Below are 21940 nucleotides of genomic sequence, written 5' to 3'. Positions count from 1 at the left end.
ATAGATTAATAGAGAATTCTCTACATGATCAACAAACGTCTTTTAATAAAAAACCTGCTTGCGCATAATGACGAGAATAGCTTTTATGATAAGAAGTTACGGCTTAATCTTGGCGAAAAAGAAGGTAAGGCTAAGTTTTTAAAACACGTTTGTGCGCTTTCAAATTCTAATCCCGAAAACAATTCCTATATCGTAATTGGTGTGGAAGATGAAGATAATAATATTGTGGGCATCGACTTTTTTGATGACAGCAAAATTCAGAACCTGGTGAATGCCTATCTTCAGAACCCGCCGATTATCAGTTATGAGAATATTCCTTTTCCGCATTTGCCAGATCATCTTGTGGTAGGTTTGGTGACCATCAGGCCCAATCACGGCAAAATTTGTTCACTGCGGAAAAATATCTGGAAATACTACGGCGGTTCAATTTTTCTGCGTGATGGTAGTATAAGCATGCCCAAAGATTTTGATATTAAAATTGAAGATGTAAACTCGCAGATAGTTGCTTCCATAGAAAACCACGCGCAAAATAATATTGAACTCACTTTGGACGGGGTTTTTGATTTTATGAGAAAGCGTCAGGACTTTAATCCGACTTATAAAGTTTTTAAAGAGTACTTTGTGGTTTGTTGGGCAGGAAAACAGAAAAATGGCAAGGACTCTATTTACTTTTCCCGGGTAGATATTGAGTTAATTAACGAGCAGGTAAAATTATTTTATTCAGATTTAGATGAAGTGAGCATAAACGTAGAAGAGGATTCTTTCAGAATCATTGAATATGTCCACCTGGGGCTGCACGACAGTTTTAAATATTACCCGCTGGAAGAAGTATGTATAGAGTTTAGGGATAATGCGAGTTATGAGATACAAAGTAAATTACTTTTTAATCCGCCAAAATTTGATCAAAAAACCTTACATCATATTTATAACATCAACAATGCGCTTATCCAGCGGTTAAAGCAAAGTTTACCTCTAAATAAATTTCAGGAAAAAGATTTAAGGAGCTTACCTTCTACTTATTTATTATGTTATTTGAATAACTTTGAAGATGCTATAAATAAACTTCAAGAAGCAAAGCCTTATTTGAAGAAATATAGTCCACAGGTATACCATTCTTATAAAGAGAGTATGCGTATCTTGAGAAAAGTAAAATATAATTAAATGAGCAGGAAGATAGCAATAGGTGATATTCATGGAGGATTAAAGGCGCTCGTTCAGCTTCTTAAAAGAGTGGATATTACTCCGGAAGACGAAATTATTTTTTTGGGTGATTATGTGGATGGCTGGAGTGATTCTGCCAATGTCGTTTCTTACCTTATTGAACTTGCGAAACAAAACACCTGTATTTTTATTCGTGGTAACCACGACGATCTTGCCCACCGTTGGCTAAAAACAGGAGAACTAAATGAACAATGGCTACAGCACGGCGGCCAGTCCAGTATGGATGCGTACAGGAATTTGACTTCAGAAGAAAAAAAAGCGCATATCGAGTTTTTTGATCAGATGATGAATTATTACATTGATAAACAAAACAGGCTTTTTGTACACGCAGGTTTCACCAATCTTCACGGGCCACTAAGTGAATATCATAACACAGGCTACTACTGGGACCGGACGTTATGGGAAATGGTACTTGCCCTTGATCCCGCGATGCAAAGATCTCATAAATATTACCCGAAGAGGCTTCAGCTTTTTGAAGAAATTTATATTGGCCATACCCCGGTTACACGTATAGATGAATCAACTCCTTTTCACAAAGCAGGCGTATGGAATATTGATACCGGTGCAGCTTTTAAGGGCAAACTCTCTGCTATAGAGGTAAACACCAAAGAAATATGGCAAAGTGATCCTATACATGAGCTCTACCCCAATGAAAACGGCAGAAATTAAGAGTTTTTTATTATAGACTCTGTTAACATATTCATATCTTTGAACCTCAATGTCTTTAACTGAAAATGAAGTCACAGAGCAACATCTGTAACTATAGCGTTAAGATATTCTAGAGGAAAAAATCACACACAATTGCACAGTTTATAATGTCCAATTGCAATTATAGAGAAGAAAAATGGCTTTAGAGAATGTTCGATTAGAAGTAATGAAAACCGTAGAGAAATCTGTTGACGGTTTTATAGATAAGTACCTTATACCTGTTGACGATATCTGGCAACCTACAGATCTTCTACCCAATCTTCAGAATGAAAATTACAACGAGGAGATCATCCAAATAAGGGAAGAAGCAAAAGAGCTGGGATACGATTTTTGGGTGGTATTGGTGGCCGATATGGTTACCGAAGAAGCCCTGCCTACCTACGAATCCTGGTTAATGGATATGGAGGGGGTAAAACAACACGGTGCTTCCAGAGGAGAACAAAATAGCTGGGCCAAATGGGTTCGCCACTGGACCGGAGAAGAAAACCGCCACGGCGACACACTTAACAAATATTTATATCTCTCCGGAAGGGTGGACATGAGGGAAATCGAAAAGACCACACAGCACCTTATTAACGATGGATTTGATATTGGGACCGGAAGGGATCCCTATCGTAACTTTGTATATACCAGTTTTCAGGAACTGGCTACAAATATTTCCCACAAACGTGTAGGACAGCTGGCTAAGAAAAAGGGAAATAAGATGCTCGCCAAAATGTGTAACATTATTGCAGGTGACGAGATGAGACATTACATGGCATACCGTGAGTTTGTAAAAACAATTTTTGAGCACGATCCTAGTGAGATGATGCTTGCTTTCCAGGATATGATGAAGAAAAAGATCGTAATGCCTGCACAATTCATAAGGGAATCTGGAGATGATATCGCTTCAGCTTTTGAAAATTTCTCCAATGCTGCTCAACGTCTGGGAGTTTATACGACCTATGATTATATCGAAATTTTAAGAAAATTGAATAGTTATTGGGAGATTGATAAAATGACTTCGCTAACAGATGAAGCAGAAAAAGCGAGGGATTATTTAATGAAAATGCCAGATAGAATGGCACGTATTGCAGATCGTATTGCTGTACCAAAAGATCAGCACCAGTTTAAATGGGTAGCGCCTAATGGTACACTTTAATCCTGCATGAATAATTAAAAACAGAAACCGCTTCTAACTGGAGCGGTTTTTCTTTGTAGCATCTTTAACCTCAAATAAAAAATAGTTCCTACTTTTATAAAAACGAAAAAGCTATGAAAAAGATTATTTTAGCCATTGCAGGTTTTTTTATCATGCAAAACGGTTTCGCACAGATAGATTATATGCAAAATGAAGTAAAGCTCAACATCGGGAATACTATTGCTATCGCATCTGTAGAAGTAGGTTACGAATTTTTTCTTGATTACAACCAGTCCATTGATGCACAAATCCTTTTCAATGACCGGATGAATTACCATTCAGAAAAAAATTCCCGACAGTTTAATACCACCAGTTTCATGCTTGGATATAACTTTTATTTTGGAACAGAAAGTGCCGGTTCGGGACTATATGTAAATCCTTTTGCTAAATTAAGAACAGGAGAATTTACAGAAGTGGTGCAGATCGCAGACAATGATGTGCGGCAGGTTACAGATATGGACGCTTTTATTATAGGTATTGGCGGCGGCTACAAATGGAATTTCAACGACACTTTTGTACTGGGCCCTTTTGCAAATATCGGAAGAAACTTCAGTAACGAGGTAAAAGAGAGATTTTCTGCATTGGAATTTAACGCCGGCTTCAGCGTAGGCTATCGATTTTAAATTATCAAAAATTTCAGCAAAGATGATATCCAGACATTGGTCCTGCAGGATAAAACGAGAAGAAGAAGGTAATTACGTAAAATATCTTAAAGAGGAAGTTCTGCCACATTTATCCACTCTGGACGGTTTTCTTGGCGCGAGTATCAACCGCAGGGAAGTTGGGGATTTCCCCGAATATCTTTTTATTTCGGAATGGACTTCTAAAGAAGCCATAAGAGCTTTTTCCGGAGAAAATATCCAGCTTGCGGTTGTTTCAGAAAAAGCTCAAAATATGATGCACAGTTTTGATCGGGAAGTCCGGCACTACGAACTTATCGGCTCTGTTTGATCTGAAGAACCAGAATCAGAATCAGCTACACCACCGTTTTTCCACACTTTGTAAGCAGCAAGATCTTTTTCAATAAGGTTAAGGCAAAAAGCCACTACAGCAGCATCATCCAGGTAACCTATAACGGGAATAAAGTCTGGAATTATATCTATAGGCGAAAGTACATAAAGCAAAGCGCCCCCCACAGAAGCAATAATATTCCAGGGCATTTCTCTGTAGCTTCCATTGGCATAATCCCTCACCATTGAAAATAAAATTTGCACATCCCCAAAATACCGACTCAGTGTGCCCTTACTTTCAAATTTAGATTTTATCTTTTCCTCTTCAGCTATAACTTTATCTATATCCTTTTTTTTGAAGTTCTTCTGCCTTTTATTATGTTCCTCTTCAGCATTTCCTTTGGAAAACAAGCTCATATTCTATTTTTTAAATTATACTCATTCCCTAAATTACGGAATATAATTTAGCAGCCGCCAATGTTTAAGAATATTTAAGATTCTATAAAAATTTTACCTTTAAAAAAAATCTACTCCTCATCTGCCACAAACCTCGGGTCTACAGGCATCACTTCCCCGCAGTTATCGCAAGTCCGCAATTCTTTACTTCCGTAGAAATGCTTAAAATGTTTCAAAAAGTCCTTTTCAATATCATGTAACGGGAAATAAACCTCATAAAGCTTGTTGTTGCAATTATCACAAAACCATAAAAGTCCGTCCTTTCCGCTCTCATTTTTCCTTTTCCGTTCCACAACCAGCCCAATAGAACCTTCATCGCGAACGGGAGAATGCGGCACTTTCCCCGGATTAAGATACATATCCCCGGGCCCTAATTCCATTGTCCTTTTTTCCCCTTTATCCTGAATATGCACCCTTATATTTCCCTCCAACTGGTAAAACAGCTCTTCAGTTTCGTTATAATGGTAATCCTTCCGCGCATTTGGCCCCGCAACCACCATCACAATATAATCACCAGACTCCCGGTAAAGATTCTTGTTCCCCACCGGCGGTTTAAGCGTATGCCGGTTTTGATCGATCCATTTATTAAGGTTAAAAGGTTTATTAACAGCCATATTTTTGTTTTTATAGCTTAAAATTAAACAATCTTCACAACAAAGCGATGCGTAAGGCCAATAATCATTATGGCACCTGCTGTTTCCGCTACGCTCCAACAGCACCGCGCTATACGCTGCAAGTCCTCGTCGCCAAAAAGCTCCTGCGGGCTTTACGCTGCTATCGCTGGTGCGAAAAAGAATTGAAGAGTGAAGAGTCTTTCCACTTTCCTCTCTACACTTTAAGAGCAACGCAAAAAATGCCAATTATTGACCTATACAGAGAAAAAGAGTTAAAAAGCGAATAAGTTAAGGAGTGAAAATTACCAATTTCGACCCCAAATAAATCCGCCAGGGTTTCACGCGATTTGGTTACAGTTTCAGGCTTTCCACTTTCCTCTCTCCACTTATAAGAGCATTCAAAAATGACAATCATCGGGCTGCAGATAAGTGAAAAAGTGAAATTAAGACTACTGCGCTGCAAGAAACAAGAAGAAAGATCTTCTCCCTGTTTCCTCTAAGCACAACCCAGGATTGAGTGACAACCACTAAAAAATTTTTTGTTGTAAATGAAAACTATTCTATTCTATTCTTTTCATGTCCTGTTATTTATCTTTCATAATTAATTATCCAAATCTTTTAAAGCATTTTCAGCAGCGTTTGTTGCACTTCTGTAACCTTTAAAAACCCAATGTGAAAGAAAGAACAAGAAGATCAAAAGTACAGGAATGTAAATCCACATGTTAGAAATATTTTCTGCTTCAAAAAGATCTTTATTTTTAAAAATCTTGGAAGTGACAGGTAAAATTATAACGGCTAAAACTAAGCTTATATAAAAGATAATTTTTTGAGTGAATAGTAAATCGTTTCTAGATTTTTGAAACTTAATTAAAACGTCTTTATAGCTGTTACTGGCGATGTCCAGTTTCTTCATGTTGCCAATTTTCTTTAAAGCCAACACTGGCAATACCAGTAACGATAGCAGCGCTATTACCCCAAAAACCATTAAGTACCATTCATCTAGTTTCTGAAAACTGACAATTAGAAATAAAGCACTGCCGTAGCATATCACAGCACCTATAATTTCATAAAACTGAAGTTTGTTAAATTTGCTGTTGTATTTTTCCTTTGTCATTTTTTCTATGATTTGATTTGTTAATATTTCCTGATTTTCCAATCTTTTACTCATTTCCTCCCAGGTATTCTTCATTTCTTCCAGTTCCATAATTTTATTTTTTAGTGATATCAGATTTTAATTTATCCTTAATTCTGGAAATCTTTGTTCCTACATTGCTGGTTGTTATTCCAATAATTTCAGCAATTTCCTTGTGGCTTTTTCCTTCAAGAAAAAGCAGGATAATTCCTTTTTCCAATAGATTTAGCCTTTGGATATGCTCATAAAGCAATTTTAACCTATCCTCTTCCGGTCTGGCCAAAACCTCAGCAAACCGTGTTGTCTCCAGATTAATAGGAACCGTGTCCACTTTTCTTTTACTGCTCTTTAAACTGTAAATAGCGGTATTCATGGCGACCCGATACATCCAGGTACTTAGTTTTGACTTTTCCGCAAAGGAGTCGAAGGATTTCCAAAGCTGAAAGACAATTTCCTGATAAAGGTCTTCCCTGTCTTGAAGGCTATTGGTATAAAGCATGACTACTTTAAAGATTAGTCCTTCATTCTTCTTTACTACTTCTATGAATTGGCTCTTTTTATCCATCTAAAAATTAAACTTCAACTAATTAGTGTAGAAAAATGGAAATAAATCACAGTTTATCTGATTTTTTTTCTGAAAGGAGGTTATGAGGTGTGTAACACGTCTTTTAAGAAGAAAAGAGTGAAGGAGTGAAATTTATCAATTCGGTCAACACTAATTAGTTGAAGATCAATTTTCGACCTTGTCATTTTTCCGCTCTAAATTAAAAGAGCAGCCTCAAAAATGCCAGTTATCGATCTATAGGAAGGCTTTACTCCAAACAACAAAACCACGAACTACGAATAAAAAACTACGAACAAGCTAAAGTTTTTTGCTAACTTTCGGTGTAGTGCTATAAATATCAGTAGAGATAAGCTACCAACGAGGGTTATCAACATTAAGCAATCATGAAACATTGCAGAACAAAGAATAGTAAATGGGAACTAGTAAACTGATGGACTATCATCGTTTTTTAGATGAAGCTGGTGATACTACCTTTTATGGGAAAGGAAAGAAAAACGTCATTGGCGAAGATGGTGTATCGAAAGCTTTCATCCTTGGAATGATAAAAATAAAAGATCCTTTAGACGAAGTAAGGGATAAGATCAACAAGCTTCAAAACAAAATTGTTACCGATGAATTTTATCACGTTCCCAGTGTTTTAAAGAAAATTAACAAAACCGGATATTATCTACACGCAACCGATGATTTACCAGAGGTAAGAAAAGAAATGTTTGATTTAATGAAAACCATAAACTGCAGTTTTGAAGCTGTGGTTGGAAGAAAAGACATTGAACGTTATGAAACAAAACATAAAGGAAAAGAAGAATACTTTTATGCAGACTTGCTATCCCACCTCCTTAAGAACAAACTCTTAAAACATAACAAGCTCGTTATGCACATTTCGGAACGAGGAAAAAGCACTAAAAATCATAATTTAGAATTAGCATTTCTTAAAGCAAAGCAAAGATTCTCCAAAGGAAACAGTGACAAGGAATCGAAGACAAAAGTAGTCTTCAATATCAATTATCCGACGAAAGACCCTTTGTTGAACTTGGCAGACTATTTCTGTTGGTCAATTCAACGTGTTTTCGAAAAAGGGGAAATCAGATACTATAACTTTATTAAAGACCAGGTAAAATTGGTGATTGATGTGTATGATACCAAAAAAATTAACGGTTGGAAAAACTATTATGACAATCGAAACAATCCATTAACAGCCAAAAATAAAATAAGCCCACTAAAACACTAATTCCAAATTAAATTTGAAATAACGACCTGGAGTCGACTTTCGTGTTTTGCAGACTTAACTAGTGCAAATATACATAAAATGATGAACTTATAAAAGCGTATTTAAAAATCATAAAGCCTTAATTGTCAGAGTGGACACCCTTGATTGATCTATGTGGTTTGCTATTCGATTTTTGATAGCTATATTAGGTACTTTTAAACTCAACCCATACATATCATCACTTATTAAAATAATTATCAGATGAAAAAAATACTATTATTCTTCAGCTTTTGCCTGTTCTTCGCCTGTAACGAAAATACTTCTGCCGAAGCAGGAACCACTTCCGAAGCAAATTCAGAAAATATTCAGAAAAAAGATTCTGTTCCCAATTTTGGTATTGTGATACATGGCGGCGCAGGAACGATTTTAAAGGAAAACATGAGCGATTCATTAGAAAATGCTTACAAAGCAAAACTGGAAGAAGCCATAAGGACGGGACATAAAATCTTGGCGGATGGCGGCACGGCTCTGGAAGCAGTGCAACGCACCATTAATATTATGGAAAATTCTCCACTCTTTAACGCCGGAAAAGGTGCTGTTTTTACTAACGAAGGGACCAACGAACTGGACGCTTCCATTATGGACGGTGAAACGCTGAATGCGGGCGCGGTTGCCGGGGTTACGACGATTAAAAATCCGATAAACCTGGCTTATGAAGTGATGGTAAATTCGGAACATGTGATGTTGGCAGGAAAAGGTGCTGAACGTTTTGCTAAGGAACAGGGAATTGAAATTGTAGATCCTGAATATTTCTACACAGAGAACCGCTTTAGAAGTCTGCAAAGAATTAAAGATCGCGAAAAAACCGAACTTGATCATGACGGAAAAACGGCATTTATCGACCCGTATATAAAAGATTCCAAATTTGGGACTGTAGGTTGTGCCGCGCTTGACAAAAACGGAAATCTTGCTGCAGGGACTTCCACCGGCGGAATGACCAATAAAAGGTACAATCGCATTGGCGATGCGCCAATTATTGGCGCGGGGACTTACGCAAACAACAAAACCTGCGCGGTTTCCAGCACCGGCTGGGGAGAATTTTTTATCCGCGGGATGGTGGCGCACGATATTTCTGCAATGATGGAATACAAAGGAGTGAGCCTGGAAGAGGCTGCCCGGGAAGTGATCCAGGAGAAAATTCCTGACCTTGGCGGCGACGGGGGAATTATTGCTATTGACCACGAGGGAAATGTTGCAATGGAATTTAACACTGCCGGGATGTACCGCGCTAAAATGAACAATAAAGGAGAACTGGAAATAGGAATTTATGGAAACTAATTTTTATAATTTATCTTTTTTAGAAACTGAAGAATTGTTTGTTTTCCAATCCTTAAATGCACCTTTAACATAGAATTAGAAGTTGATAATCGCAACGTTGCCAAAGAGCTTTTAACTTTGTGAAAAAAGCAATGAAATTCTATTATTTTCTAAGTTTTCTCCTTTTTTTCTGTACTGCCATTTCCCTGAATGCACAGGGTTTGACCAGAGAACAGGTCGATGATACCATAGAAAAGATGCCTTCCTTTTCTATACACAAGAATAACTATTTTATTACCGGAGTTCCATTTAACCGCTCAGTTTCTGATAACTCTGATGCCAAATACCAGATAAGTTTCAAGCAACTTCTCACAAGAAATACGCTTCCTCTAAACACCTATCTTTTTCTCACCTATACACAAAAGGCATTCTGGGATTTGTATAGTTTCTCCAGTCCGTTTTCTGATATTAACTTTAATCCGGGCATAGGTTTGGGAAAGCCAATTTTCAACAAAGATGACAGGCTTATGGCTTTGGCTTATCTTGAATATGAGCACGAGTCCAACGGCCGGGACAGTATTTATTCCAGGTCCTGGAACAGGCTGTCACTAAGTTTTGAAACTACCATAAACCCGAGAACATCTATACGATTAAAAGGTTGGCTACCATTTAAGTACAAAGAAGATAATCCTGATATACTGGAGTACATGGGATATGGAGAGTTGAATATTTCTTACGAGCTGCAGCCTGAAAAATGGATCCTGGACTTACAGCTTCGCAAAGGCAGCAATTTTGACGATTGGAAGGGATCAATAAGAACGCAATTATTCTATCGTCCATTTAAAATGGACAATCAGTATCTCATGCTGGAATGGTACCACGGTTACGGAGAAAGTCTTATTGATTATGATCAATATAGAAGTATGGTGCGAGTAGGCTACGTGATAAAATCTAACAACCTCGGTTTCTTCAAATTCTCCGGAAGCTAAATTAACAATCTTTTAAGTTTTTTTGGTTCGGTAACTTCCGAACTAAATATATCTTTGCAGCTTGAAAAAATTTTAAGAATGAGCTGCTCACCCGAAAAAATTAAATTAATTGAAGAAATTGGTGTGCATTTTGAAAAAACGCACCAGTTAGCTCCTTTGGCCGCACGCATTTACGTTATTATGATCCTTTCTCCCAAGGAGGGCCACACATTTGATGAGATAATGACAATCACCGAGGCCAGTAAGAGCTCTGTATCTACACAACTGAATCTTCTACTTCAGCTAAATAAAATTGAGTACTTCACTAAACCCGGAGACCGGAAAAGATATTTCCGTGGGAATAAAATGTATTTAAAAAATACACTGGAAACTTACCTGGCAAGCATTTCAGAAGAAATTAAGGTAGTAGAAAAAATCACAGAGTTTAATTCAACCTACAATTCAGAAAAATATAAAAAAACAGGTGAAGTGCCTTTACTTTTCAAGGAATACCTCTTGCGCCAGAAAGAGAATCTTAAAAATACAATAGCGAAAATATCCGAAATTCAAAATAAGTAACAAGAAATCCTACCAAAAATGAAAATCATATTTAAATATATTGTCGTCATTACCGGCGTATTAAGTGTCATCTCCTGTGGAGACAATGAGGGTCAACAACAGCAGGCGCAAGGTCCCACGCCTTTTCCCGTACTGGAAGTTCCTAACAGAACCGTGACTGGCTACACCTCTTATCCGGCAAGCCTGGAAGGAGTGGTGAACAGTGCAGTAAGAGCAAAAGTACCTGGATATATTACTGATGTTCTTGTAGATGAAGGTCAAAAGGTGAAAAAAGGTCAACTCCTTTTTAAACTGGAAACCGAATCTTTAAGCCAGGAAGCCGGAGCGGCAAGTGCAAATGTTAATGCAGCTCAAGTAGAAGTAGATAAACTGAAGCCACTGGTAGAAAAGAATATAATTAGTGGTGTACAATTGGAGACTGCAAAAGCCAAGCTTGCTCAAGCCCAGGCAAATTACCAGAGCATTGCTGCCAACATAGGTTATGCAAATATAAAAAGCCCCGTAGATGGTTATGTTGGGGCAATCCCGTACCGGGAAGGTACCCTTGTAAGCCCCGGAGATCCTATGCCATTGACTACCGTCTCACAGATTAACGAAATTTATGCTTTCTTCTCGATGAACGAAAGGGACTACCTTAACTTTCTGCAGAACACGGAAGGAGCGAACCTTTCAGAAAAAATTGACAATATTCCTCCTGTAGAACTTCAGCTTGTAAACGGGACAATTTATGATCAGAAGGGAGAAATTGAAACTGTTACAGGACAGATAGATCCTTCTACTGGCACGGTTAGTTTTAGAGCTGTTTTTCCAAATCCAAATGAAATACTGGCCAGCGGAAACAGCGGGCAAATTCGCATTCCTAAAACCTATGAAAACGTTCCGGTTGTTCCTCAAGCCTCTTCTTTTGAACAACAGGGAAAAGTTTATGTTTACCGTGTACAGGGAGATAGCCTCGCTGTTTCCAAAGTAGTTGAGGTGCGTGATAGGGTGCAAAATCTAATTGTTGTTGCTTCTGGAATTGAGGTAGGTGACAAAATAGTTGCTGAAGGTGTTGGACAACTGCGAAACAATACGCCTATACAACCACAACCAGTGTCTTTTGACAGCATCGCCAATACCTTGAATCCTATTTTTAAATAACATCTAAATGCTCAAAAAGTTTATAGAAAGACCGGTATTATCCACGGTCGTTTCCATCGTCATAATCGTTCTGGGGGTTCTTGGGATTACCACTTTACCCGTGACACAGTATCCAGATATCGCTCCGCCTACGGTTCAGGTTTCTGCAAATTATCCAGGGGCCAATGCACAAACAGTTCTTGAGAGTGTTCTAATTCCTATTGAAGAGCAAATTAACGGTGTAGAGGGAATGGATTATATTACCTCTACAGCAAGTAACAACGGTAGTGCCAGTATCCAGGTATTCTTTGACCAGGGAGTAGATCCCGATATTGCTGCAGTAAACGTACAGAACAGGGTAGCGAGGGCAACACCACTTTTACCGCGCGAAGTAACCCAATCTGGGGTTACAACTCAAAAACAGCAAACCAGCTCTTTGATGTTCTTTACGGTATATTCGGACAATGATGAATATGGCGATACCTTTATACAGAATTATCTGAACATTAATGTTATTCCAGAACTAAAGCGGATTAATGGCGTAGGTGATGTGAGCGTTTTTGGAGCCAAGAATTATGCGATGCGTATATGGCTTCAACCAGAAAAACTCGCTGCCTACAACCTTATCCCAACAGATGTTACTGCTGCTATTAATGAGCAAAGTCAGGAAGCGGCCGCAGGCGCACTTGGCCAGAATAATGCTGAATCTTTTGAATATGTTATAAGATATAGTGGCCGTTATACAACCGAAGCGCAATACGAAGATATTGTTATAAAAGCCTTAGGAAATGGACGATACCTAAGACTTAAAGATATTGCCAGGGTAGAACTGGATGCCGAAAGTTACTCCTCGGTGTCGTTAACCAACGGATTACCCGGGATGACCATGGCTGTTTATCAAACACCTGGCTCTAATGCCCAGGAGATCATAGAGAATATTCATGCCCGGCTGGATGAAATGGAACAGGATTTCCCAACAGGGATGCATACCTACATCAATTTTGACACCAATGAGTTTTTAACTGCTTCTATAGATAAGGTGGTTGTGACCTTAATTGAGGCCTTTATTCTTGTATTTATAGTAGTATTTATATTCCTGCAGGATTTTAGATCTACACTTATTCCCGCAATTGCGGTTCCTGTTTCAATTATAGGTACATTTTTCTTCCTGAACCTTTTTGGATACTCTATTAACCTCTTAACGCTGTTTGCACTGGTACTTGCCATAGGTATTGTGGTAGATGATGCCATTGTGGTAGTGGAAGCAGTGCATGCCAAGCTGGAAGAAGGCGCAAAAAGTGCGTTATCGGCAACACAAAGTGCCATGGAAGAAATTTCCGGTGCTATAATATCCATTACGTTGGTAATGGGTGCTGTGTTTATTCCTGTAACTTTTATTTCAGGACCAACAGGGGTTTTTTATGAACAGTTTGGAGTAACACTTATAGTTGCCATAGCTATTTCGGCTGTAAATGCATTAACGTTAAGCCCCGCCCTGTGTGCATTATTTCTGAAACCGCACCACGATAAAGCAGGAGAAAAGAAAAATTTTCTACAGCGATTTTACTCGAGCTTTAATACGGCATTTGATATCACCACAAAAAAGTATGGCAGATCTCTTTTATTTCTGAACAAACATAAATGGATTACTGTGGCTGTTCTGATTTTGTCTATTGCCGGAATTTTTTGGGGAGCTAAAAATACACCAACAGGTTTTGTTCCTGACGAGGATAGGGGGATAATCTTTGTCAACATTGAACTTCCTGCCGGAGCATCTATGGACAGAACCGTACAGGTTACAAATGAGTTAGAAAATAAAATTCAAAATCTTCCTGGCGTATTTGGGGTCACAATGGTTAGTGGTAGGAACTTACTAGCAGGAGCAGGTAGTAACTATGCATTGGGACTTGTTAAACTAGATTCATGGGAAGATCGTGATGCAGACTCACTCTCCTCTGATGCAATTACAGCAAAATTGTTCCAAATTGGAGCAAGCGTTGCAGATGCAAACGTTTTATTCTTTGCGCCACCAAGTATTCCCGGATTTGGAATATCAGCTGGATTTGAGGCTAAAATCTTAGATCGCTCTGGAGGAAGTTTTCAGGAGTTGGAAAGCGCTACGCAACAATATTTACAAGATCTTTCTTCACGCCCTGAAATCGCGTATGCCCAAAGTTCTTTTAATACTTCATATCCACAGTACGAAATAGACCTGAATGTGGCAAGAGCCAAAGAAGCCGGTGTTGCTGTAAATAGTATATTTTCTACTCTTCAGGGATATATAGGAAGTATTTATGCTGCCGATTTTGCAAGGTTTGGCAAGCAATACAGGGTTTATGTACAGGCACTGCCTCAGGATCGTGCTGAAGTGAATGACCTTAACGCTCTGTTTGTAAGAAACGACCAGGGGGAAATGGCGCCTATTACAGAGTTTGTAAGCCTGAACAGAGTTTACGGACCTCAATCTGTAACGCGGTTCAACCTTTTTAATTCTGCCAGTATAACTGGAGCAGCTGCACCTGGTTACTCCTCGGGAGATGCTATTGCCGCCGTCCAGGAGGTCAAAGATAATGCCCTGCCCAGAAATTTTGATATTGGATTCTCAGGGTTAACAAGGGAAGAAATTTCTGCCGGTGGTCAAACAACTTTTATATTCATACTAAGTATTCTATTTGTGTATTTTATTTTGTCTGCCCAGTATGAAAGTTATATTCTTCCTTTAACCGTACTTCTAAGTTTACCTGTTGGGGTTATGGGAGCCTACTTAGTTACCTACTTTTTAGGCTTACAGGCAAATATTTATTTTCAGATCGCACTCATCATGTTGCTGGGGCTATTGGCAAAGAATGCTATTCTAATAGTAGAATTTGCCATACAAAGACGACAGGACGGTACTCCCATAGTGCAGGCTGCCTTTGATGCGGCAAAGGTGAGGCTAAGACCTATCTTAATGACTTCCCTGGCATTCATCATTGGATTGCTACCGCTAGTATTCGCAAGCGGAATTGGTGCTGCAGGAAACAGGTCGATTGGAACAGGAGCCGTAGGAGGTTTATTGGTTGGTACAGTCCTGGGAGTTTTCATTATTCCCATACTGTTCATCTTTTTCCAATGGTTACAGGAAAAAGTTAGTTCCAAACCTGCTGTTATTGAGCAAAACAACAAGAATTTAGAATAGTTTAAAATGAAAAAATTGAAGATATATAAGTTTTTCCTGGCGCCGGTAATTCTGCTATCACTACAGGGTTGTTTTGTCGCTAAAGATTATGAGCAACCGGATGTTGTAGAAGAAGAGCATTACCGTACAGATACTTTTCCGCAGGATTCGCTGAGTATGGCCAATGTTTCCTGGAGAGAAATATTTACAGATCCTTTGCTTACCGGTTATATTGAAGAAGGTTTAGAAAATAATATTGATATAAGAATAGCCGTACAGCAGATTATTGCTGCGGAAGCTTACCTGAAGCAGGGGAAACTCGGTTACTTTCCTACGCTTAATACTAATGCCCAAATCACGCATCAGGAGTTGTCTTCCAATAGCCAGTTTGGAAGCCTGTTTTCTTCCATAGATCAATATGAAATAAGCGGATCCCTCTCTTGGGAGGCCGATATTTGGGGAAAAATAAGGAGCACCAAAAGAGCTTTTCAGGCCAGATATCTACAGAGTAAAGCGGCACATCAGGCTGTAAAAACGCGCTTAATTGCTGATATTGCTTCTACATACTATCAATTACTTGCTTTAGATGAGCAAATACGTATTACAGAGCAGACTATCGAGAACCGCAGAACCAGCCTTGAAACTACAAGTGCCTTAAAAGAGGCAGGTAATGTCACCGAAGTTGGGGTGAAGCAAACAGAAGCTCAACTCTACACTGCAATGTCCATACTTGTCGACCTCAAAAAACAGGAGCGACTGTTGGAAAACTTTTTTGCGATATTACTTGGAGAAGCCCCAATGCAAATCGAAAGAACAGATCTTGCTGAACAGGAAATTACCACCGAACTTCATATAGGTGTTCCAATACAACTTTTAAGGAACCGCCCCGATGTTATTGCCGCAGAATACAACCTTATTAATGCCTTTGAAATGAGCAATGTGGCAAGGAGCGAATTTTACCCTTCGCTCACGTTAACAGCCTCTGGCGGATTCCAGAGCCTGGATATACAGGAGTTACTGGATCCTAATTCCCTGTTTGCGACAATCATTGGAGGCCTTGCACAGCCTATTTTTAATGGCAGGAGAATAAGAACCGCATACGAGGTTTCTTTGGCAGAACAGGAACAGGCCAGGTTAAATTTTCGACAATCTATTCTTACGGCCAGCCGGGAAGTGTCAGATGCTCTATACTCTTACGAGGCAGCCACAGAAAAAATTGATATTAAGCAGAAAGAATTCGACGCGTATGACACTGCAACAGAATATTCAGAAGAATTACTGAATAATGGCTTTGCCAACTATCTGGAAGTACTTACAGCCAGGGAGAACGCCCTGAATTCAAGATTAGATCTTATAAATGTCCGCTATAACCAACTGGAGGCGATGGTAAATTTATACCAGGCCCTTGGAGGAGGTTGGCAATAATTTAAGTTGTTGTTAGTTAGTTGTTAGAATGGAACAGCCCTGGTAGATAAATTTTATCGGGGCTGTTTTGTTTATCTGGTTCGTTAGAACCTGAAATTCTCCTTAATCTTTTGTACTTAAAGGAATTATATGAAGCAAAATTACACCTTTGATCTTATTAAATTTAACAATAAATTCCCACTGGCAAGTAGTATTGTGAAGCAGGTGGTGTTCTGGATAATTTCCTATAGCATGTTACTATATATCATCCACCTTGTAGCACTTTCTGTATTTAATGTTTTTGACAAGAACCTGAAAGTTAATTTTTGGCCGGTATCCTTATTTGTAATAATCGTGAGCCTTTTCCTTGGGATCGGCCTCGGATTGTTGGATGGGTTTTTAAAGAAAACTTTTTTTAAAAACCTGCCTCTCGGAGCTAATATACTAATAAGTAGTATTTCCTATTTCCTGGTGCTCATGGTGATTATCAGCATTAGCCGAATTATTATCTTTGGCATTTCAGACGATTTTATTCTTTACAATAGTGATATTGACTTTATGCTTGAAGAAAACTGGAACTATTTTAACTCTATTCTCATGGTTTACACCTTCTTTATGTCCCTGGTAATAAGCTTTGTAAATCAAATGAATAAAAAATTTGGTCCCGGGATGCTGTTGCCGTTTCTTTTCGGAAGATTTAGATATCCCAGGGAAGAAGAACGTATTTTTATGTTCCTGGACCTTACTTCTTCTACAGAATTTGCCGAAAAGCTGGGCCATATAAGGTATAGCGAACTTATCCAGGCTAGTTTCCTGGATATTAACAAGAAAGTTAAAGAATTTAATGCTGAAATTTACCAGTACGTTGGTGATGAAGTGGTGATAAGCTGGCCGGTGCAGGGTTTTAAAAAAGCCGCCTGCGTGGAATTCTTCTTTGCTGTTCAGGAGTTGCTTGTGGCGAGAAGCGAATTTTATAATGCTAAAATTGGTGTGGTTTCAAAGTTTAAAGCGGGACTCCATGTGGGCCTCGTTACTGCTGTGGAAGTTGGCGATATTAAAAGGGATATTGCCTATCATGGAGATACCCTTAATGTTGCTGCAAGAATAGAAGGCTTGTGCAATGAATATAAAGCGTCCATTCTTGCTTCAGGTTCAATAATAGAAAAAGGAAAGCTTCAGGGGATTTTCTCCACTACCTCTCTTGGATTTAAAATACTCCAGGGAAGAAAAAATCCAATTGAAATTTTCAGTATAACAAAATAAGAACAAATAGCTATGAAATTCTCTTATACCTCAAAACTGGCATTTTTAGCCCTTCTCCTTTTTTCTTTTTGCACCAAGGCCCAGCAAATAGAAACCCCAAAAGACAGTCTTCCCACCACCTGGGAACTACTAAAATATGATGGGGTAAGTGCGTTTGGTGGCTTAAAAACTACTTATACCCAGCCTCTTAAATGGCAAAAGGATGATTTTATTACCGCAGGGGCCATAGTGGCAGGAACAGCGGTCCTATATATTTTTGATGAAGAGACTACAGAATGGTTTAGAGGGCAAAAAGATGATATTCCCGGGATAGTTAGAGATTTTGGCTGGTACTATGGAAGTCCGCAGAACAACTATGCCATAAACGGTGCTGTTTATCTCTATGGATTGTTTACCAAAAATGAAAAGCTAAGGCGCACAGGGGTTTTAATGATTTCTGCAGCCTCTGCGGCAGGTTTGATTCAAACTATAAGTAAAACTGCCTTAGGAAGGGCCAGGCCGGGAGCAAATGAAGGTAAAGGCAGTTTTGAGCCTTTTAGCAAAGAAGGAACGTACCATTCTTTTCCTTCGGGACATACCATTTTATCGTTTACCACGGCTTATGCCCTTAGTAAACAGTTTGACAATATGTTTGCAAAAGCAGGAATATGGGGTGTTGGTCTAATTGCGCCGGTTTCCAGGTTGTGGTCTGGCGCGCACTGGTTTACTGATGTGGCGTTAAGCCTTGCTTTAAGTGTGGTGGTGGTGGATACCATAGATAATTACCTGAACAGCGACAGGAATTATAAAACCAAAGATCCAGATAAATTAAATATTAGCTGGGATTTTAAAGTAAGTCTGGGAAGAGTGGGCCTTGTTGGTAGTTTTTGATTCTCGCCCTACAAAAAGCCGAAAATTGCCATTTTTGAAGTGTCACCTTTCTCAGTTAAATTCTTCAGTACTTATTGAATATTAGAAGCTTATTTTTTCCAGTTTTGATAAGGATCTTTACATAATTGGGCGTTATAATATTTTTTATCGCCCGTAACTTCTTTGCCCAGCCACTTTGGCTTCTCAAACTCTTCTGTTTCTGAAGTTAATTCCACCTCGGCAACAATTAAATCTTTATTACTTCCGAAGAATTCATCAACTTCAAAAGTGTGGTGCCCCATTTTTATCAAATATCGTATTTTATCTATGACTCCGGGTTCACAAAGCTTCAGAAGCTCTTCGGCATCTTCAGTAGAAATTTCTTTTTCCCACTCAAATCTACTTAGGCCGCTTTCAGAAGATCTTCCTTTAACAGTAATAAAAGCTTTCGCTCCCTTTGTTCTTACTCTAACAGCACGATCTGGATGAGAATTTAAATAACCCTGTTTTATTTTCAATTCTTCCTCTGCTTCATACTTAAAATCGTCTGAAGTCACTAAAAACTTACGTTCAATTTCCATTATTCACTATATTTTTCAGCATTTGCGAGCTCTGCGATCTCGTTAGATTCTATTCTTGTTTGATGATGCCCGTCATTAGCAACAAAAATCATTGCTGCAGCAATCTCTTGCGGAGTTATCGATCTGTATTTCTTTAAAGCACCTATCATTAAGGGCTTAAAAAATGACAATGCATATTTGGCAATTTTCTCCCCTGTCCTCTTTTCATCGCGATCACCGGCAATTAAGGAAGGCCTGAAAATATAGGTTTTTTTAATGTCAAATTCAAGAACATCTTTTTCCATTTTACCCTTAACGCGGTTATAGAAAATTTTACTTTTAGCATCTGCTCCCATAGCCGAAACCACCAAATAGCAGGGGATGTTGTTTTTCTCACAAAGTTTTGCTGCAGTTACGGGAATTCCATGGTCTATTTTTTTATAGGTTTCATCATTTGGCGTTTTACTTTTTGTGGTTCCTATACAGCAATAAACCTCGTCTGCTTTAAATTTATCAGCATGTTCTTCCAAATGAAATAAATCAACTAAATGTTCTTCAATTTTGAAATGATCAAGATTGGCAGAGCTTCTGGAAAAAAGGATGATTTTGCCGTAGCGATCATCATCCAGCAACTTGCGGAGCAGAATACCGCCAGTAAGACCCGTTGCTCCTAAAATAATTGCAGTTTTCATATAGCCGAAAATAATAAGTGAGAAAAATTAATGCGCTCTACCAAATGTACGTAATGATTTGGATTTTTAGGATGTCGTTTTATTCATCTGAACTTTAAACTTACAGTGCTCCAGCTTAATGCTGAAAAAGACAATTATCGTCACTTCCACTGAAGGAACGCTGGTATATCTAAAGATTATATTTAAAAGCAATTTTCCGTTTAATCGTTTTATAAAGCTAAGGATCAATTTATTTCAGAAGCGAAAATGGTTAAATTTGCAAGGTGGACAAACCTATCCCTTTACGAAAGATCATTCATATAGATATGGATGCTTTTTATGCTTCCGTAGAACAACTGGATAATCCTGAGCTACGGGGAAAGCCTATTGCAGTTGGGGGAAGTTCAAAAAGAGGTGTAGTGGCTGCCGCAAGTTATGAAGCACGAAAATTTGGAGTAAGAAGTGCGATGAGCAGCGTTATGGCTATCAGGAACTGTCCTCATTTAATTTTTGTAAAAACACGTTTTGAACGCTACCGTGAAGTTTCCCGGCAGATAAGGGAAATATTTATGGAATATACAGACCTGGTGGAGCCATTATCCCTGGACGAAGCTTATCTTGATGTCACGGAAAATAAAAAAGGAAACCCCAGTGCCACCTTAGTTGCCAGGGAAATAAGGCAAAGAATTAAGGAGAAGACAGGATTAAATGCATCTGCGGGAATTTCTATTAATAAATTTATTGCCAAGATTGCCAGCGATTTTAATAAGCCCAACGGACAAAAAACGGTTAACCCTGAAGAGGTGGCAGATTTCCTGGAAAAGCTGGACATCAGGAAATTTCACGGTGTAGGCAAGGTAACCGCAGAAAAAATGTACCGCCTGGGAATTTTTACCGGAGCAGATTTGAAGTTAAAGTCGGCAGAATATCTCACTCAGAATTTCGGAAAGAGCGGTCTGCACTATTATAACGTAGTGCGCGGAATTCATCTAAGCGAGGTAAAGCCAAACCGAATAAGAAAATCTCTTGGAGCTGAACGTACGTTTAATGAAAATATTTCTTCAGAAATTTTTATGCTGGAACGACTGGAAAACATTGCTGAAGAAATAGAACGCCGACTGGAAAAAAGCAAAGTAGCCGGGAAAACTGTTACCTTAAAGATTAAATACAGCGACTTTACGTTACAAACACGGAGCAAAACCATCTCCTATTATATTTCCAGTAAAGAATTGATTCTCGAAATTGCAAAGGAGCTGTTGTATCAGGAAAAGATGAAAAATTCTGTGAGATTGCTGGGTATCTCCCTCTCCAATCTTAATACCGATAAGCCGGAAGAAAAAGAACAGAAAGAAGAAATAGAGGTGCAGCTGAAATTTGAGTTTTAAATTTATATTAGTAAAAGTTTTTAAAAGAAACATTTTATGAAACTTTGGTCTCTTATTGTTCTAATATTCTTGTTTTATTCCTGTAATAAAGATAGTGAGGAGCCTTACAAATTACCCGAAAATCCTGTTACGCTAATATCTTCAGACAGCATCAAAACCTGGAAAATAGCTGAACGCTATAATGGCAAAGTAAGAATGAATATGGGCCCTTGCTTTATGTCCTACCGCCAAACATTTCTTAGAGACAGTTCTTTTTATGATAATAATGAGAAAACAAAAGGTTGTGGTGAAACTTTAAAAGGAAAGTGGCATCTACATCACAACTCTAAAGGCGATCCTTATATAAAGTTAGTGAGCCCTCAAATTTCGCAATTATTAAACATTCCGGAAAATTATAAGTTCTTCAAGATATTGTACTTATCAAAAGACACTCTAAAATTAGCTTTTGAACATCAGCAATATGGCAATAAGAAAAGGATTATTACAGACCTTTTTGTACGTGAAGACCTCGATGTTGGCGACAGATATTATCATCATTAATTACCGATTAAAAGAACCTTTAATATTTCGCCTTTTGAAAAATAACCTCTGCGAATTTTGTCACCATTCCGCCAGAATAGTAAAAATAAAAGGCC

The 21940-nt window shown here is 38.5% G+C and carries 22 protein-coding genes and 1 pseudogene; 17 read left to right on the top strand and 6 right to left on the bottom strand.

Translation table 11 applies throughout. The features are described from left to right. Nucleotides 1-24 precede the first annotated feature (24 nt). From RM545_RS11935 to RM545_RS11915, 5 genes are all read left to right on the top strand, one after another. On the top strand, nucleotides 25-1161 hold the full coding sequence (locus tag RM545_RS11935; protein ID WP_311495510.1) for an ATP-binding protein: 1137 nt from the start codon (nucleotides 25-27) through the stop codon (nucleotides 1159-1161). Beyond that, nucleotides 1162-1890 (top strand): metallophosphoesterase family protein, encoded by a 729-nt coding sequence (locus RM545_RS11930; RefSeq protein ID WP_311495509.1) that lies wholly within the window; start codon nucleotides 1162-1164, stop codon nucleotides 1888-1890. Between the two features lie 175 nt (nucleotides 1891-2065). Then, complete coding sequence (locus tag RM545_RS11925; protein WP_311495508.1) at nucleotides 2066-3070, top strand: acyl-ACP desaturase; 1005 nt, start codon at nucleotides 2066-2068, stop codon at nucleotides 3068-3070. 113 nt (nucleotides 3071-3183) lie between these two features. Further along, nucleotides 3184-3732 carry a DUF3575 domain-containing protein gene (locus tag RM545_RS11920; RefSeq protein ID WP_311495507.1) on the top strand — a complete coding sequence of 183 codons (549 nt, stop codon included), beginning with the start codon at nucleotides 3184-3186 and terminating at the stop codon, nucleotides 3730-3732. A gap of 22 nt (nucleotides 3733-3754) precedes the next feature. Next, a complete protein-coding gene (locus RM545_RS11915; RefSeq protein ID WP_311495506.1) occupies nucleotides 3755-4060 on the top strand; it encodes an antibiotic biosynthesis monooxygenase in 306 nt (101 codons plus the stop codon). Between the two features lie 92 nt (nucleotides 4061-4152). Here the strand turns inward: RM545_RS11915 and RM545_RS11910 are convergent. Then, nucleotides 4153-4266, bottom strand: a pseudogene (locus RM545_RS11910) (YkvA family protein); the annotation flags it as partial. A 320-nt stretch (nucleotides 4267-4586) separates the two neighbouring features. Further along, a complete protein-coding gene (locus tag RM545_RS11905; protein WP_311495505.1) occupies nucleotides 4587-5129 on the bottom strand; it encodes a 3-hydroxyanthranilate 3,4-dioxygenase in 543 nt (180 codons plus the stop codon). A gap of 47 nt (nucleotides 5130-5176) precedes the next feature. Here RM545_RS11905 and RM545_RS11900 point away from each other — a divergent pair, with 47 nt between their 5' ends. Next, a complete protein-coding gene (locus RM545_RS11900; protein WP_311495504.1) occupies nucleotides 5177-5416 on the top strand; it encodes a hypothetical protein in 240 nt (79 codons plus the stop codon). Between the two features lie 314 nt (nucleotides 5417-5730). Here RM545_RS11900 and RM545_RS11895 read toward each other — a convergent pair whose 3' ends face one another. Beyond that, nucleotides 5731-6333: a hypothetical protein gene (locus tag RM545_RS11895; RefSeq protein WP_311495503.1), complete on the bottom strand. Its 603-nt coding sequence runs from the start codon at nucleotides 6331-6333 to the stop codon at nucleotides 5731-5733. 4 nt (nucleotides 6334-6337) lie between these two features. After that, nucleotides 6338-6826, bottom strand: coding sequence for an RNA polymerase sigma factor (locus tag RM545_RS11890; RefSeq protein WP_311495502.1), 489 nt, complete (start codon nucleotides 6824-6826; stop codon nucleotides 6338-6340). Between the two features lie 412 nt (nucleotides 6827-7238). Between RM545_RS11890 and RM545_RS11885 the strand changes: the two genes are divergently transcribed. From RM545_RS11885 to RM545_RS11845, 9 genes are all read left to right on the top strand, one after another. Further along, nucleotides 7239-8054, top strand: coding sequence for a DUF3800 domain-containing protein (locus RM545_RS11885; RefSeq protein ID WP_311495501.1), 816 nt, complete (start codon nucleotides 7239-7241; stop codon nucleotides 8052-8054). 240 nt (nucleotides 8055-8294) lie between these two features. After that, nucleotides 8295-9371 (top strand): isoaspartyl peptidase/L-asparaginase family protein, encoded by a 1077-nt coding sequence (locus tag RM545_RS11880; protein ID WP_311495500.1) that lies wholly within the window; start codon nucleotides 8295-8297, stop codon nucleotides 9369-9371. Between the two features lie 131 nt (nucleotides 9372-9502). Further along, the gene (locus RM545_RS11875; RefSeq protein ID WP_311495499.1) at nucleotides 9503-10339 is read left to right on the top strand and encodes a phospholipase A; all 837 of its coding nucleotides are present in this window, start codon (nucleotides 9503-9505) and stop codon (nucleotides 10337-10339) included. A gap of 78 nt (nucleotides 10340-10417) precedes the next feature. Further along, nucleotides 10418-10897, top strand: coding sequence for a GbsR/MarR family transcriptional regulator (locus tag RM545_RS11870; RefSeq protein WP_311495498.1), 480 nt, complete (start codon nucleotides 10418-10420; stop codon nucleotides 10895-10897). Nucleotides 10898-10915: 18 nt separating this feature from the next. Next, nucleotides 10916-12037, top strand: coding sequence for an efflux RND transporter periplasmic adaptor subunit (locus tag RM545_RS11865; protein ID WP_311495497.1), 1122 nt, complete (start codon nucleotides 10916-10918; stop codon nucleotides 12035-12037). Nucleotides 12038-12044: 7 nt separating this feature from the next. Beyond that, nucleotides 12045-15194 (top strand): efflux RND transporter permease subunit, encoded by a 3150-nt coding sequence (locus tag RM545_RS11860; protein WP_311495496.1) that lies wholly within the window; start codon nucleotides 12045-12047, stop codon nucleotides 15192-15194. A 6-nt stretch (nucleotides 15195-15200) separates the two neighbouring features. Further along, a complete protein-coding gene (locus tag RM545_RS11855) occupies nucleotides 15201-16598 on the top strand; it encodes an efflux transporter outer membrane subunit (protein ID WP_311495495.1) in 1398 nt (465 codons plus the stop codon). Nucleotides 16599-16727: 129 nt separating this feature from the next. After that, nucleotides 16728-17840, top strand: coding sequence for an adenylate/guanylate cyclase domain-containing protein (locus RM545_RS11850; protein ID WP_311495494.1), 1113 nt, complete (start codon nucleotides 16728-16730; stop codon nucleotides 17838-17840). Between the two features lie 12 nt (nucleotides 17841-17852). Continuing rightward, complete coding sequence (locus tag RM545_RS11845; RefSeq protein WP_311495493.1) at nucleotides 17853-18710, top strand: phosphatase PAP2 family protein; 858 nt, start codon at nucleotides 17853-17855, stop codon at nucleotides 18708-18710. Between the two features lie 89 nt (nucleotides 18711-18799). Here the strand turns inward: RM545_RS11845 and RM545_RS11840 are convergent, their stop codons facing one another. Continuing rightward, the gene (locus RM545_RS11840; protein ID WP_311495564.1) at nucleotides 18800-19273 is read right to left on the bottom strand and encodes a CYTH domain-containing protein; all 474 of its coding nucleotides are present in this window, start codon (nucleotides 19271-19273) and stop codon (nucleotides 18800-18802) included. After that, nucleotides 19270-19941 carry an NAD(P)H-binding protein gene (locus RM545_RS11835; RefSeq protein WP_311495492.1) on the bottom strand — a complete coding sequence of 224 codons (672 nt, stop codon included), beginning with the start codon at nucleotides 19939-19941 and terminating at the stop codon, nucleotides 19270-19272. The genes RM545_RS11840 and RM545_RS11835 overlap by 4 nt, the downstream gene beginning before the upstream one ends. A gap of 263 nt (nucleotides 19942-20204) precedes the next feature. Between RM545_RS11835 and dinB the strand changes: the two genes are divergently transcribed. Both dinB and RM545_RS11825 read left to right on the top strand, forming a co-directional pair. After that, a complete protein-coding gene (gene dinB / locus RM545_RS11830) occupies nucleotides 20205-21305 on the top strand; it encodes a DNA polymerase IV (RefSeq protein WP_311495491.1) in 1101 nt (366 codons plus the stop codon). Nucleotides 21306-21341: 36 nt separating this feature from the next. Beyond that, the gene (locus RM545_RS11825) at nucleotides 21342-21845 is read left to right on the top strand and encodes a lipocalin family protein (RefSeq protein WP_311495490.1); all 504 of its coding nucleotides are present in this window, start codon (nucleotides 21342-21344) and stop codon (nucleotides 21843-21845) included. Nucleotides 21846-21940: the final 95 nt, after the last annotated feature.

It is taken from the genome of Autumnicola lenta (genome assembly GCF_031846515.1).
GTDB classification, from domain to species: Bacteria; Bacteroidota; Bacteroidia; order Flavobacteriales; family Flavobacteriaceae; genus Autumnicola; species Autumnicola lenta.
The sequence above is the reverse complement of the archived record's forward strand: the minus strand, read 5'-3'. Positions and strand labels throughout refer to the sequence as shown.